Source organism: Amycolatopsis regifaucium (assembly GCF_001613935.1).
Taxonomy (GTDB): domain Bacteria; phylum Actinomycetota; class Actinomycetes; order Mycobacteriales; family Pseudonocardiaceae; genus Amycolatopsis; species Amycolatopsis regifaucium.
Map to the genome: position 1 here is coordinate 1 of NZ_LQCI01000034.1, position 15,039 is coordinate 15,039.

Genomic DNA, 15,039 nt, shown 5'->3' on the forward strand with positions numbered 1-15,039 from the left:
CAGCACCAACACGCCCACCCCACCACCAAGATGAAAAAGGCTCATTGCAAAATTTGCAATGAAGGGGCCTTTCATAGCACGCGCTAGGCGGGAACCGGGTCCTCTTCGGCGGTCCGCAGCCGCTGCGAAATCACCTTCGTGATGCCGTCACCCTGCATCGAAACGCCGTACAGGGCGTCGGCGATCTCCATGGTCGGCTTCTGGTGGGTGATGATGATCAGCTGCGAAGAATCGCGCAGCTGCTCCAGCAAGCCGATGAGCCGCCGCATGTTGGTGTCGTCGAGCGCGGCCTCGACCTCGTCCATGACGTAGAAGGGCGAAGGCCGGGCACGGAAGATCGCCACCAGCATGCCGACGGCGACGAGCGACTTCTCGCCACCGGAGAGCAGCGAGAGCCGCTTGACCTTCTTGCCCGGGGGGCGCGCTTCGACGTCGACGCCGGTGGAGAGCAGGTCGTTGGGCTGCGTGAGCACCATGCGCCCCTCGCCACCGGGGAACAGCACGCTGAACACGGTCTCGAACTCGCGCGCGACATCCTCGTACGCCGACGCGAAGACCTCGAGGATCTTCTCGTCGACCTGCTTGATGACGGCTTCGAGGTCCTTGCGGGTGTCCTTGAGGTCTTCGAGCTGGGTCGAGAGGAACTTGTACCGCTCCTCCAGCGCCGCGAACTCCTCCAGCGCCAACGGGTTGACCTTGCCCAGCAGGCTCAGGTCCTTCTCGGCGCGCTTCGCCCGGCGGGCCTGGGTGTCGCGGTCGAACGGCATGGCCGGCGGCGGGGTGACGTCTTCGCCGCGTTCCTTGGCCGCTTCGTATTCGGCCATCTCGCCCGCGCTCGGCGGCACGGGAACGTCCGGGCCGTACTCGGAGACGAGGTCGTCGAGTCCGATGCCGAAGTCCTCGGCGATCTTGGTTTCGAGCTGTTCCAGCCGCAACCGCTGCTCGGCGCGCAGCACCTCGTCCCGGTGCACGGCGTCGGTGAGCTTCTCCAGTTCCCCGGTCAGCTCGCGGACCTTGCCACGGACCTGGGTCAGCGCGGTCTCCCTCGACTGCCGCCGCGCCTGCACCTCGTCCCGTTCGTGGGCGGCGCGCTGCACGGAGACCTCGATGCGCTCCAGCGCGATCTCGCCGCCGTTGACCACCGCGTTGGCGATCTCGGCGCCGCGTTTCCGCGCGGCCCTGGACTTTTCGGCGCGTTCGCGGGCCTGCCGTTCCGCGTGCGCGGCCCGGCGGAGCGATTCGGCCTTGCCCTGGATGCTCCGTGCGCGCTCCTCGGCGGTGCGCAGCGCGAGCCGGGATTCCATCTCCTCCTGGCGGACCGTGCCGAGGTCTTCGGCGGCCTGGTCGCGTTCGGCGGTGTCCGGATCCTCGTCGACCTCTTGGTCGGCGACGGCGGCCAGCCGCTCTTCGAGTTCCGCGAGCTGCCGCAGCGCCTCCTCGCGGCTCTGCTCGACCTTGGCCCGCTGATTGCTCAGCCGGTCCATCTCGGCCTGCGCGGCACGCGCGGCCTGCTGCATCCGGTTCAGCCGCTCGGACGAGCGGGCCTTGCGGACCTTCGCCTCCCCGAGCGCGTCCTTCGCCCTGCTGACCTCTTCGCGGCGGGCCTGCTGCCCGGCACGGGCGCCTTCGAGTTCCGCGGCGGCGCGTTCCAGCGCGCGCTCGGCGGTCCGCAACCGGTCACCCGCCTCGTCGACGGCGGCCTGTACCTCGATGACGCTCTCGCTGCGGGCCGAACCGCCGACCGCCCAGCGGGCACCGAAGACATCGCCCTCCGGCGTGACCGTGCTGACCTCGGGGTGGACCTCGACCAGACGGCGCGCGGATTCCAGACCGTCCACAATGGCCACCCGGTCGAGCGCGTGCTCGACGGCGGAGCGCAGCGCGGGCGGCGCCGTGACCACTTCGCGTGCCCAGCGCGCGCCGTCGGGCAGCGACGGCCAGGCGCTGGTGTCCACAGTGAATTCCGGGCCACCGAGCAGAATGCCCGCGCGGCCGGAGTCGTTCTCCTTCAAGAACTTCAGCGCGGCGAGCGCGTCGGCGCCGCCGTTGACCGCGACCGCGTCGGCCACCGGGCCGAGCGCCGCGGCCAGCGCGACCTCGTGGCCGGCTTCGACGGTGAGCAGCGCGGCCACCGAGCCGAGCAGGCCCGGCAGTTCGTGCTGCGCGCCGAGCAGCGCACCGGCGCCGTCCTTGCGGCGCAAGCCCATCGACAGGGCCTCGACACGTGCCTTCTCCGACGCGATCTCGCGTTCGGCGGCCCGCTCGGCCTTGACCAGCTCCTCGACCCGCGCCTTGGCGGCGTTGTTGGCCTCCACCGCGCGATCGTGGTGGGCCTGCAGTTCGGAGTCGTCGGATTCCTCGACACCGCCGGCGGCCTTGGCCTCTTCGAGTTCCTCGACGGCGATCTCCGCGCGCTCGGCGGCCTCTTCGAGCGACACGGTGAGCCTGTCGATCTCGTCGGAGGTGGCGCCGTTCTTGCTGCGCAGTGCCTCGACCTGCCCGGCGAGCTTCGCCAGCCCCTCCCGGCGATCGGCGATCGCGCGGACGGCGGCCATATGCGCGCGCTCGGCGGCCTGGACGAGGTGTTCGAGCTGCTCACGGCGCTGGACGGTCTCCGAGAGCAGCATCCGCGCCTCGGCGACGGCCTCGTTGAGCTCCTGCTCGCGCTCGGCGACCTGCTCGGCCTCGGCGAGCAGCTCGTCGGGATCGCGGCCGGTGCTCGCCTGCTGCACGTCGGACGACAGATGCCGCTGACGCTCCAGCGCGAGCCGCACGGTGCCGCGCAGCCGCTCGGTCAACGCGGAAAGCTTGTACCAGGTCTCCTGGGCCGCGGCCAGCCGCGGCGCGTCCTCGGCGAGCGAGGCTTCGAGTTCGGCTTCCTCGGCGGAGACGATCTCCAGCGCCTGCTCGACCTCCGCACGGCGCTGGCGGGCGACGCGCTCGTCGGCCTCTTCCTTGGCGAGGCCTTCGCGCTGCGTGACCAGGTCGTGGGCGAACAGCCGCAGCCGGGCGTCACGCAGCTCGGACTGCACCCATTGCGCCTTGCGGGCGATCTCGGCCTGTTTGCCCAGCGGCTTGAGCTGGCGGCGCAGCTCGGTGGTGAGGTCGCCGAGGCGATCGAGGTTGCCCTGCATGTTCGCGAGTTTGCGCAAGGTCTGTTCCTTGCGCTTGCGGTGCTTGAGGACGCCTGCGGCCTCTTCGATGAAGGCGCGGCGCTCCTCGGGCTTGGATTCGAGGATGGCCGAGAGCTGGCCCTGCCCGACGATGACGTGCATCTCGCGGCCGATACCGGAGTCCGACAGCAGCTCCTGCACGTCCATCAGGCGGCAGCGATCACCGTTGATCTCGTACTCGCTCGCGCCGTCGCGGAACATCCGGCGGGTGATCGAGACCTCGGAGTACTCGATGGGCAGCGCGCCGTCGGCGTTGTCGATGGTGAGGGTCACCTCGGCGCGCCCGAGCGGGGCACGGCCGGCGGTCCCGGCGAAGATGACGTCCTCCATCTTGCCGCCGCGCAGGTCTTTCGCGCCCTGGGTGCCCATGACCCAGCGGAGCGCGTCGAGGACGTTCGACTTGCCAGAGCCGTTCGGTCCGACCACGCAGGTGATGCCCGGCTCGAAACGCAACGTCGTCGCCGAGGCGAAGGACTTGAAGCCCTTGAGCGTCAGGCTCTTCAGGTGCACGTCGTGCTGACCCCTCTTGCCGCGGGAACCGGTCGTTCAATCGGGCCAGGCTACCTGTGTGCTCACGGTGATCGTGGGACGCGGGGCCTCAGCGCTCCACGAAGCCCTGGAGCCCACCTTTCGCCGGTGACCAGCGCTCGACGACGCGATCCACACTTCCGGGTGATTCCCCGGAACGCAGAGCCGTCAACAGCCGCTCACAGTGTTCACGAACACCCTCCGCTACCACCTCGACACGTCCGTCGGCCAGATTGGCCGCGCTCCCGACCAGCCCCAGCTCCAGCGCGCGGCTACGGGTCCACCAGCGGAAACCGACACCCTGAACCCGGCCGTGGACCCACGCGGTCAGCCTGATGTGTGTTTCTTCCTCACTCACGACCCCTATCGTGCACCATGCGGGCGAACGCGGAGGGTGAGCATCCGGTCCGCCGGCGTTCGCGGACGGTGAAGTGACGGTGATAATCTCCGCGCCGGGTCCCCACTTGGGCTACCTCGCCCGGGTAGCCGGAGACGGCTTGGCATACTCGCCTGCTGTCTCGCACTCCCCGAAGTCCCCCATCCGAGGAGCCAGCACATGCCCCGTCCCGACGGGTCTGACCCGAGCGCACGCGTGTCCGTGGCGCCTCCGCGCGGCGCCACCGGCAAGCTCAACCGCAGCGGCTACGCCGTCCTCGGCGTCAGTGGCCTCGTGGTGGCGACGGCCTTCGCCGCGATCGCCGAACTGGCGGGCCCCGGCGTCTCGGCCACCGCGGGCGGCACCGGCATCCCCGGCGGGCAGCACACCTCACCCGCCGGCATCCAGCTGGTCCCCGGCAACGCCGTCCCCGGCGGCCCGATGACCGTCAGCGGCGAACCGATCCCCGGCGCGCCCACCAGCTCCACCCCGCCGCCGACCACGGTGACGTCGGTCGGCGCGGACGGCAAGGAGACGACGCGCGTCGTCACCCCGCCGCCGGTTCCGATCCCGATCCCCAACCCCGGGCCGGGTCCTGGCCCCGGACCGAACCCCGATCCGCCGTCGAAGCCGCCGTCCTCGTCGAATCCGCCGTCGGAGAAGCCCCCGACCAGCAACCCACCGGACACTTCGACCGGCAATCCACCGACTACTACTACGACCACTACGGGCGGTGGCGCCAGCACCAGCGGCGCGCCCGACTCCTCCTCGGGCAGGTCCAGCACCTCGGGCGTCGACACGAGCACGAGCAGCGCCCAGTAAGCCTCTGGTCCGTGAAGGCCTCCTTGCCTACCTTGAGGGTAGGGAAGGAGGCCTTCACTACTTCGCGGGAGCACCTCCACCACCGTGACCCGCGTGAGCGGCCCTCGGTAAGCCTCCTCAAGTGAGATGAAGGGGCCTTTCATTGCGAAATTTGCAATGAAAGGCCCCTTCATCTCACTAAAGGGTTGACAACCACCGGCTCACATTTCGAAGCGGTACCCCATCCCCGGCTCCGTCAGCAGGTGCCGCGGCCGCGAAGGTTCCGGTTCCAGTTTCCGCCGCAGCTGCGCCAGATACACCCGCAGGTAGTGCGACTCGGTCTCGTACGTCGGCCCCCACACCTCGTGCAGCAGCTGTTTCTGCGCCACCAGCCGTCCCCGGTTGCGCACCAGCAGTTCCAGCACACCCCATTCGGTCTTGGTGAGGTGCACTTCCTTGCCGTCCCGGCGCACCTTCTTCGCCGCCAGGTCGATGCGGAACGAACCCGTGTCCACCACCGCGTCCGCACCGTCCACACTGGACGTCGACGACCGGCGGACCGCCGCCCGCAACCGGGCGAGCAGTTCGTCCATGCCGAACGGTTTGGTGACGTAGTCGTCGGCACCGGCGTCGAGCGCCTGGACCTTGTCGGCCGAGTCGCCGCGGGCGGACAGGACGATGATCGGCACCGTCGTCCAGCCGCGCAGTCCGGCGATCACCTCGGTGCCGTCGAGATCGGGCAGGCCGAGGTCGAGCACGACGACGTCGGGTTTGGTCTCGGCGACGGCCTTCAGGGCGGCCGTCCCGTCGTGCGCGGTGATCACCTTGTAGCCGCGGGCGGACAGGTTGATCCGCAGGGCTCGCACGATCTGCGGTTCGTCGTCGACGACCAGCACGGTCGCCGACACGGTTTCGGCACTCATCGCACTCGCTCCTCCTCTTCGTTTTCAAAGCCCTCGTCGTCGAAAGCGAGGAGGTTCTTTTCCGGGTCTTGACCGACATACGCGGGCAGCGAGATGACGACGGTGAGCCCGCCGCCGGGCGTGTCCTCCGCCCGGATCCGCCCGCCCATCGCCTCGGTGAACCCCTTGGCGACCGAAAGCCCCAGCCCGACGCCCGGCACGGTGTCCCGGTCCCCGCCGAGTCGCTGGAACGGCGCGAACGCCGAGTCCGCGGTGCCCTTCTTCAGCCCGCGCCCGTGGTCGACGATCCGCAGTTCGACGTGGTCGGAATGGGTGCTGGCGCGGGCCGAGACCGGCTCGCCGGACTTCCCGTGCCGCAGCGCGTTGTCGATCACGTTGGCCACGACCCGTTCCAGCAGGCCGGGATCGGCGCAGACCGACGGCAGCCGGGCGTCGATCGCGACCACGACCGAATCCGAGTTGTCCACATTGGACAGGGCGTGCGAGACGACCTCGTCGTAGCCGACCGGACGCAGATGCGGACGGACGGCGCCGGTCGCCAGCCGGGAGGAGTCGAGCAGGTTGTCGATCAGTCCGGCGAGCCGGTCCGCCGACTCCTCGATCGCTTCCAGCAGTTCGTCGGTGTCCTCTTCGGACAGTGAGATGTCGTTCGCGCGGAGGCTGCCGATGGAAGCCTTGATCGACGTCAGCGGCGTGCGGAGGTCGTGTCCCACGGCGGAAAGCAGGGCGGTGCGCAGCTCGGTCGCCTCGGCCTTGCGTTCGGCGCGGACGGCCGCCTTCGTCGTCCGTTGCTGCCGCAGGGAAAGCAGTGCCTGCCCGGCGACGGCTTCCAGCACCCCGCGATCGGACGCGGGCAGGGTGCGGCCGCGCAGGGTGAGGTGGACGTCGGCGGTCACCGCGATGTCGGCGTCGGCCTGGTCCGGGTCGGCGCAAGGATCCGTCCCCGCGTTCGCCACCCGTTTCCACTTCCCGTCCCGCTTTTCCAGCAGGGTCACCGAAGTCATCCCGAAGTTCTCGCGGACCTTCTCCAGCAGCCGCTCGATCGGGTTGGTGTGCGCGAGCACGGTCCGCGCGTAGGACGCGAGCAGCGCCGCCTCCGTCCGCGCCCGCGCGGCCTGGGTGGCGCGCCGCGCGGCGGTGTCGACCACCGCCGCGACGAGGATCGCCACCAGGACCATCGCGACCAGGGTGATCACGTTCCGCGGCTCGTGGACGGTCAGGGTGTACAGCGGCGGGGTGAAGAAGAAGTTGAGCAGTCCCGCCGAGAACACCGCCGCCACCAGTGCGGGCCCGAGCCCGCCGACGAGCGCGACCAGCACGGTGGCGAGCACGTAGTCGACCACGTCGGTGGAGAAGTCGAGCTGATCCTTCAGCAGGACACCGATCAGCGTCGCCAGCGCCGGCAGGACCAGCGAGAGCGCCCAGCCGACCAGCCGTCGCGAGGGCGTCAGCGGGCTCCGGCTGAACCGGGCGCGCAGCCGTCCGCCCGCTTGGGCGTGCGTGACCATGTGGACGTCGATCGGACCGGACCGCTGGACCACGGCCGCGCCGATGCCCTCGTCGAACAGCCGCGCGACCCGTGACCGCCGCGAGGTCCCGACCACCAACTGGGTGGCGTTCACTCCCCGGGCGAAGTCGAGCAGCGCCGTCGGGACGTCGTCGCCGACGACGGTGTGGAAGGTCGCGCCGACCTCTTCGGCCAGCTTCCGGTACTTCCCGACGGCCGTCGGCCCCATCGCGGCCAGCCCGTCGCCGCGCAGGATGTGCAGCACCTGCAATTCGGCGCCCGCGCGGTTCGCGATCCGGCTCGCCCGGCGGATCAGTGTCTCGCTCTCCGGCCCGCCGGTGATGGACACGACCACCCGTTCGCGTGCTTCCCAGGTGTCGGTGATCTTCTGCTCGGCCCGGTACCGCTGCAGGGCGACGTCCACCTGGTCGGCGACCCACAGCAGCGCCAGTTCCCGCAGCGCGGTGAGGTTGCCGGGGCGGAAGTAGTTGCCCAGCGCCGCGTCGATCCGTTCGGCCGGGTAGACGTTGCCGTGCGCCAGCCGCCTGCGCAGCGCCTCCGGCGTGATGTCGACCAGCTCCAGCTGCTCGGCACGCCGCACGACCTCGTCGGGCACCGTCTCCTGCTGGGTGACGCCGGTGATCCGCTCGACGACGTCGTTGAGGCTCTGCAGATGCTGCACGTTGACCGTGGAGAGGACGTCGATGCCGGCGTCGAGCAGCTCGTCGATGTCCTGCCAGCGCTTCTCGTTGCGCGATCCCGGTACGTTGGTGTGCGCGAGTTCGTCGACGACGGCGACCTCGGGCGCGCGGGCGAGCAGCGCGTCGAGGTCCAGCTCCTCGAACTCGCGGTCGCGGTGCGCGGACCGGCGGCGCGGCACGATCTCGAGACCCTCGACGAGCTCCGCGGTCTTCTTCCGCCCGTGCGTCTCGACCAGGCCGATGACCACGTCGGTGCCCCGGTCGAGGCGGCGGCGTGCCTCGCCGAGCATCGCGAAGGTCTTCCCGACGCCAGGGGCCGCGCCGAGGTAGATCCTCAGCTCGCCCCGGCGCGGCTTGGCCGTGTTCTCGTCCACGTCTGTCAGTGTGCTCCTCCGGCCGCGTCGCGCACGGCCAAGTTGACCTTCAGCACATTGACGCCCGGCACACCGATCCCGGCGCCGCCCGTGTTCTCGGCCACGAGCTGCCGGATCTTCTCCTCGGAGAGACCGGTGTTCCGCGCCACACGCGGGATCTGCAGGTCCGCGTAGGCGACGCTGATCGCCGGGTCCATCCCGGACGCCGACGCCGTCACCGCGTCGGCGGGCACCCGCGACTCCTGGACGCCCTCGCGGGCGGCGATCAGCTTCTCGCGTTCGCCGATCGCGGCGACCAGGTCCTCGTTGTACGTGCCCTTGTTCGAGGCACCGGACGACGACGGGTCACCCGGGCCGAGCACGTCCTTCGACCTCGCGGACGGGCGGTTGTGGAACCACGGGTCCTTGGCCGGGTCGGCGGCGACCGGGTCGATCCCGATCAGCGACGAGCCGACGGCTTGCCCGTTCCGGGTGACGATCGAGCCCTCGGCGTTGCCTTCGAGGCCAGGGATCCGGGCGATCGCCCAGACGCCCAGCGGATAGACGACACCCAGCAGGACGGTGAAGACGAGCAGGACACGCAGCCCGGCGAGGGTCTGCTTCAACAGTGCGTTCATGGGTTATCCGATTCCAGGGATGAGACGGACCACGAGGTCGATCAGCCAGATCCCGAGGAACGGGCTGACGATGCCACCGAGGCCGTAGACCAGCAGGTTCCGGCGCAGCAGCGCCGAGGCCGAGGACGGCTTGTACCGGACGCCGCGCAGGGCGAGCGGGATCAGCCCGACGATGATCAGGGCGTTGAAGACGACCGCCGACAGGATCGCCGACTTCGGCGTCGCCAGGTGCATGATGTTGAGCGCGCCGAGCTGGGCGAAGATGCCGGTGAACATCGCGGGCAGGATGGCGAAGTACTTCGCCAGGTCGTTCGCGACGCTGAAGGTGGTCAGCGCGCCGCGGGTGATCAGCAGCTGCTTGCCGATCTCCACGATCTCGATCAGCTTCGTCGGGTCGGAGTCGAGGTCCACCATGTTCCCCGCCTCCTTGGCGGCGGATGTCCCGGTGTTCATCGCGACGCCGACGTCGGATTGCGCCAGCGCGGGGGCGTCGTTGGTGCCGTCGCCGGTCATCGCGACCAGCCGCCCGCCCTCCTGCTCCTCGCGGATCAGCGCCATCTTGTCTTCGGGTTTGGCCTCGGCGAGGTAGTCGTCGACACCCGCGTCCTGCGCGATGGCCTTGGCCGTCAGCGGGTTGTCCCCGGTGATCATGACGGTCTTGATGCCCATCGCGCGGAGCTGGACGAACCGCTCCCGCATCCCCGGTTTGACCACATCGGACAGCCGGATCACGCCGCGTACGAAGGCTTTCCCGCCGTCGTACTCCGCGACCACCAGGGGGGTCCCGCCCTGACGGCTGATCTCGTCGACGACGCGTTCGGTCTCGTCCGGCAGGTCGCCACCGCGGTCGCGGACCCAGTCGCGGACGGCGGCGGCCGCGCCCTTGCGGACCTGACGGTCGCCGATGTCGATGCCGCTCATCCGGGTCTGGGCGGTGAACTCGACGAAGTCCGCGAGCTTCTCGTCGTCGGAGGCCGTCGCCGCGAGACCGTGCTCCTTCGCGGCGAGTTCGACGATGCTGCGGCCTTCCGGTGTGCCGTCGGCGAGGCTGGACAGCCGCGCGGCCCTGGCGATGTCGTCCACAGTGGAATCGCCGACCGGGATCAGTTCGGTGGCCTTGCGGTTGCCGAAGGTGATGGTGCCGGTCTTGTCCAGCAGCAGGGTCGAGACGTCACCGGCGGCCTCCACCGCGCGGCCACTCGTCGCGAGCACGTTGCGCTGCACCAGCCGGTCCATCCCGGCGATGCCGATCGCGGACAGCAACGCGCCGATCGTCGTCGGGATCAGGCAGACCAGCAACGCGGTCAGCACGATCACGGACTGCTGGCTGCCCGAGTACCCCGCCATCGGCCGCAGGGCCACGACGGCGAGCAGGAAGATGATCGTGAGCGTCGACAGCAGGATCGTCAGCGCGATCTCGTTCGGCGTCTTCTGTCGGGAAGCGCCTTCCACCAAGGCGATCATGCGGTCCACAAAGGACTCGCCGGGTTTGGTGGTGATCTTCACGACCACACGGTCCGAGAGCACCGTGGTGCCGCCGGTGACCGCGCACCGGTCGCCACCCGACTCGCGGATGACCGGAGCCGATTCGCCGGTGATGGCCGATTCGTCGACGGTCGCGATCCCTTCGACCACGTCACCGTCACCGGGGATGACCTGGCCCGCTTCGACGACCACGAGATCTCCGACGCGCAGGTCCGCGCCCGGTACCTGCTCCTCGTCGCCGTCCTCGGTGAGACGACGGGCGATGGTCTCCTTCTTGCCGCGCCGCAGGGTTTCCGCCTGCGCCTTGCCCCGGCCCTCCGCGACCGCCTCGGCCAGGTTCGCGAACAGGACGGTGAACCACAACCAGATCGCGATCAGGATGGTGAACACGCTCGGATCGGTAACCGCGAAGACCGTGGTCAGTGCCGAGCCGATCCACACCACGAACATGACCGGGTTGCCGAGCTGATGCTTGGGGTTCAGTTTGCGCAGCGCCTCGGGAAGGGAGGTCAGCAGCTGGCGTGGGCTGAAGATCCCCGCACCGACGCGGCCGGTGTTCTCCACGTGGTGCTGCGTCGTTTCTTCAGGGGTGCGTTGCTCTGTCACAGTCATGCCAGTGCCTCTGCGATGGGCCCGAGCGCGAGCGCCGGGATGAAGGTGAGCGCCGCGACGAGCACGATCGTGCCCGCGAGCATCGTGCCGAAGAGCGGTCCGGTGGTGGGCAGCGTGCCGGCGGTCTCCGGGACCTTCCGTTGGGAGGCGAGGGATCCGGCCAGGCACAGCACGGCGAGGATCGGGATGAACCGGCCGAGCAGCATGGCGACGCCGAGTGAGGACTGGAACCAGTCGTCGGTGACGGTGAGCCCGCCGAACGCGCTGCCGTTGTTGTTGCCCGCCGACGCGTAGGCGTAGAGCACCTCCGAAAGCCCGTGGGCGCCCGGGTTGTTCAACGCGGCCAGGTTGCCGGGGTTCAGCAACGCGATCCCCGCGCCGAGCAGCACCACCGTCGGCATGGCCAGCATCGAGACCGCCGCGCAGGTGACCTCGCGTTTGCCGAGCTTCTTCCCCAGGTACTCCGGCGTCCGGCCGACCATCAGCCCGGCGAGGAACATCGCGATCACGGCCATCACCAGGATGCCGTAAAGACCGGTGCCCACCCCGCCCGGCGAGATCTCGCCCAGGAGCATGTTGAGCAGCGCTCCGCCGCCGCCGAGTCCGCTGTAGCTGTCGTGCATGCTGTTGACCGCGCCGGTGGAGGTACCTGTGGTGGCGTTGGCGAACAGCGAACTCAGGCCGATGCCGAACCGCTGTTCCTTGCCCTCCAGGTTCGCCCCGGCGGCCAGCGGCGCCGGACCGCTCGCGTGGGCTTCGGCGAGCCAGGTCACCGCGAGCATCGCGGTGAACAGCCCGGCCATCACCGACAGCAGGACGTAACCCTGCCGCGTGTTGCCGACGAGCTTGCCGAAGGTCCGGGTGAGCGAGACCGGGATGACCAGGATCAGGAAGATCTCGATCAGGTTGGTCCAGGCGTTGGGGTTCTCGAACGGATGCGACGAGTTGGCGTTGAAGATCCCGCCGCCGTTGGTGCCGAGTTCCTTGATCGCCTCCTGGCTCGCGGCCGGGGCGAGCGCGATCTTGCTGGTGCTGCCGTCCGGGTTGAGGACGTCGACGCCGCTCTTGAGGCTCTGGACGACGCCTAGCGTGATCAGCAGGATCGCCGCCACGAAGGCGATCGGCAGCAGGATCCGGATCGTGCCGCGGGTCAGGTCCACCCAGAAGTTGCCGAGGCGGTCGGTCTTCGAACGGACGAATCCGCGCACCACCGCGACGGCGACCGCGAGCCCGACGGCGGCGGACAGGAAGTTCTGCACGGTCAGCCCGGCCATCTGCACGAAGTGGCCCATGGTCGCTTCGGGGCTGTAGGACTGCCAGTTCGTGTTGGTCACGAAGCTGACGGCGGTGTTGAAGGCGACCGCCGGCGAGACCGGGTCCTTGCCGAGACTCCACGGCAGGACCGCCTGGAGCCGCTGAAGCAGGTACAGGAAGACGACGGAGACGAACGAGAAGCCGATCACGGCGGACGCGTAGGTCTTCCAGTGCTGTTCCGATCCGGGGTTCACCCGGAACAGGCGGTACAGGCCGCGTTCGGCCTTGGTGTGCTTCTCCGTGGAGGACACGGTGAACACGCGCGCCATGTAGTCGCCCAGTGGCCGGTGGACCACGGCGAGCGCGACGAGGAGGAGGCCGGCCTGCAAGAGGCCGGCCATGACGTCCGACATCAGAATTTCTCCGGCCTGACCAGTGCGATGAACAAATAGACGAGCAGCCCCAGCGCCAGCAGTCCGCCGACGACGTCGGCCACGGCTCCCGTGCCGGTCACAGCTTCTCCAGACCACGCAGGGTCAGGGCGAGAACCACGAATACGCCGATCAGGAGCACGGCGTAGAACAAGTCGGCCACTAGGCACCTCTCAGGACAGGTCACCCCATCGGTGACCAGGACTCCGCAACAGTGCGCCTGGTTCAGACCATCGAGACCGAGAACTGATGGCGTCTTGATGCCCCGATCGGGTGCCTTTACGGCTTCTTGAGGCCAGTGATGTGCCCCACAGTCCGTGACCGACTGCGGACGGAGCGTGCAATTCGGGCAGACAACCGGCGCGAAGCGTGTTACACCGGAGTTACAGATAGTTGTATGTGCTAAGCAACAGGAGGTTAGCGATGTGCGGAATCGCAGGGTGGGTCTCCTTCGGCACGGACCTGACGCAGCGCCGAGAGGTCGTCGACGCGATGACCGCCACCATGGCCTGCCGCGGCCCTGACGACTCGGGCACCTGGGTCCGGCCGAACGTGGCACTGGGCCACCGGCGGCTGGCGATCATCGACCTGCCGGGCGGCAGGCAGCCCATGGCCGAAGCCGGGCTCGCGGCCATGGTCTACAGCGGCGAGGCGTACAACTTCACCGAGCTGCGCCAGGAACTTTCCCAGCGGGGCCACAAGTTCGAGACCGACAGCGACACCGAGGTCGTGCTGCACGGCTACCTGGAGTGGGGCGACGCGGTCGTCGATCACCTCAACGGGATGTACGCCTTCGCCATCTGGGACGAGCGCGATGAGAAGCTCGTGATGATCCGTGACCGCATGGGCATCAAGCCGTTCTACTACTACCCCACCCCGGACGGCGTCCTGTTCGGCTCCGAGCCGAAGGCGATCCTCGCCAATCCCTTGGCGCGCAAGGTGGTCGACACCGACGGCGTGCGCGAACTGATGGCGATGACCAAGGCCCCGGGCTGGTCGCTGTGGAAAGGCATGCACGAGGTCGGCCCCGGCACCATCGTCACCGTCGACCGCTCCGGGATCCGCACGCGGACGTACTGGAAGCTCGACGCGAAGCAGCACACGGACGACCAGGAGACCACGGTCGAGCGGGTCCGCGAGCTGATGACCGACATCGTGCACCGCCAGCTGATCGCCGACGTTCCCCGCTGTGTCCTGCTGTCCGGCGGGCTCGACTCCAGCGCCGTCACCGGTCTCGCCGCGGCGCGGCTCGCCGAAGAGGGCGAACGACTGCGCACGTTCTCGGTCGACTTCCTCGGCCAGGAAGAGAACTTCAAACCGGACGAGGTGCGGGACACCCCGGACTCACCCTACATCCGCGACGTCGCGGACCTGGTCGGTTCCGACCACAAGGACGTCATGCTCGATCCGGCCGCCCTCAGCGATCCGGAGGTCCGCCGCAAGGTCCTGACCGCGCGGGACATCCCGGCCGGCCTCGGTGACATGGACACCTCGCTTTACCTGCTCTTCAAGGCGATCCGCGCGGAATCCACGGTGGCGCTGTCGGGCGAGTCCGCCGACGAGGTGTTCGGCGGATACCGCTGGTTCCACGACGAAGCCGCGGTGAACTCCGGGACGTTCCCCTGGCTCGCGTTCCGCATGGGCCTCACCACCGAGCGGGAAACCCTGCTGCGGGAGGACGTCCGGAGCAAGCTGGACCTGCCCGCCTACATCGCCGACCAGTACCGCACCGCCGTTGCACAGGTCGAGTATCTCGACGGCGAAAGCGAGCAGGACCGGAAGATGCGGACGGTCTGCAACCTCCACCTCACCCGGTTCGTGCGGATGCTGCTGGACCGCAAGGACCGGGCATCGATGGCCGTCGGGCTCGAGGTGCGCGTGCCGTTCTGCGACCACCGGCTCGTCGAGTACGTCTACAACACGCCGTGGTCGCTGAAGACATTCGACGGCAGGGAGAAGAGCCTGCTGCGGCACGCCACGAAACACGTGCTGCCCGCGTCGGTTCGGGACCGGGTCAAGAGCCCGTATCCGTCCACTCAGGACCCCGGCTACGCGGCGGCTCTGCAGCAGCAGGCCAAGGAGGCACTGACCGAACGGGACAACCCGGTGTTCGCATTGGTGGACCGCGACTGGCTACACCGGGCGTCCGAAGTGGACCCGGCGACGATGTCCTCGGCCCAGCGCTCCGGCATCGACCGGGCGCTGGACCTCTACCACTGGTTCGACCTGTACTCCCCCGAGCTGCGGCTCGACTGAG

The 15,039-nt window shown here is 69.1% G+C and carries 10 protein-coding genes; 1 reads left to right on the top strand and 9 read right to left on the bottom strand.

The window, feature by feature from the left end; translation table 11 throughout:
• Positions 1-83: 83 nt before the first annotated feature.
• From smc to kdpF, 9 genes are all read right to left on the bottom strand, one after another.
• Positions 84-3,683: a chromosome segregation protein SMC gene (gene smc / locus AVL48_RS23810; protein ID WP_061988965.1), complete on the bottom strand. Its 3,600-nt coding sequence runs from the start codon at positions 3,681-3,683 to the stop codon at positions 84-86.
• A gap of 88 nt (positions 3,684-3,771) precedes the next feature.
• The gene (locus tag AVL48_RS23815) at positions 3,772-4,059 is read right to left on the bottom strand and encodes an acylphosphatase (protein ID WP_061988967.1); all 288 of its coding nucleotides are present in this window, start codon (positions 4,057-4,059) and stop codon (positions 3,772-3,774) included.
• A 284-nt stretch (positions 4,060-4,343) separates the two neighbouring features.
• Positions 4,344-4,877, bottom strand: coding sequence for a hypothetical protein (locus tag AVL48_RS38550; RefSeq protein WP_074038263.1), 534 nt, complete (start codon positions 4,875-4,877; stop codon positions 4,344-4,346).
• Between the two features lie 222 nt (positions 4,878-5,099).
• Positions 5,100-5,801, bottom strand: coding sequence for a response regulator (locus tag AVL48_RS23825; protein ID WP_061988971.1), 702 nt, complete (start codon positions 5,799-5,801; stop codon positions 5,100-5,102).
• Positions 5,798-8,383, bottom strand: coding sequence for a sensor histidine kinase (locus AVL48_RS23830; RefSeq protein ID WP_063816598.1), 2,586 nt, complete (start codon positions 8,381-8,383; stop codon positions 5,798-5,800). The genes AVL48_RS23825 and AVL48_RS23830 overlap by 4 nt, the downstream gene beginning before the upstream one ends.
• A 5-nt stretch (positions 8,384-8,388) precedes the next feature.
• On the bottom strand, positions 8,389-9,000 hold the full coding sequence (locus tag AVL48_RS23835; protein WP_061988975.1) for a potassium-transporting ATPase subunit C: 612 nt from the start codon (positions 8,998-9,000) through the stop codon (positions 8,389-8,391).
• 3 nt (positions 9,001-9,003) lie between these two features.
• Positions 9,004-11,097: a potassium-transporting ATPase subunit KdpB gene (gene kdpB / locus AVL48_RS23840; protein WP_061988977.1), complete on the bottom strand. Its 2,094-nt coding sequence runs from the start codon at positions 11,095-11,097 to the stop codon at positions 9,004-9,006.
• Positions 11,094-12,764, bottom strand: coding sequence for a potassium-transporting ATPase subunit KdpA (gene kdpA / locus AVL48_RS23845; protein ID WP_061988979.1), 1,671 nt, complete (start codon positions 12,762-12,764; stop codon positions 11,094-11,096). The genes kdpB and kdpA overlap by 4 nt, the downstream gene beginning before the upstream one ends.
• Entirely contained in the window at positions 12,764-12,865 is a 102-nt protein-coding gene (gene kdpF / locus AVL48_RS23850; protein ID WP_061988981.1) for a K(+)-transporting ATPase subunit F, read from the bottom strand. The genes kdpA and kdpF overlap by 1 nt, the downstream gene beginning before the upstream one ends.
• 340 nt (positions 12,866-13,205) lie before the next feature.
• Between kdpF and asnB the strand changes: the two genes are divergently transcribed.
• Positions 13,206-15,038: an asparagine synthase (glutamine-hydrolyzing) gene (asnB, locus tag AVL48_RS23855; protein ID WP_061988982.1), complete on the top strand. Its 1,833-nt coding sequence runs from the start codon at positions 13,206-13,208 to the stop codon at positions 15,036-15,038.
• Position 15,039: the final 1 nt, after the last annotated feature.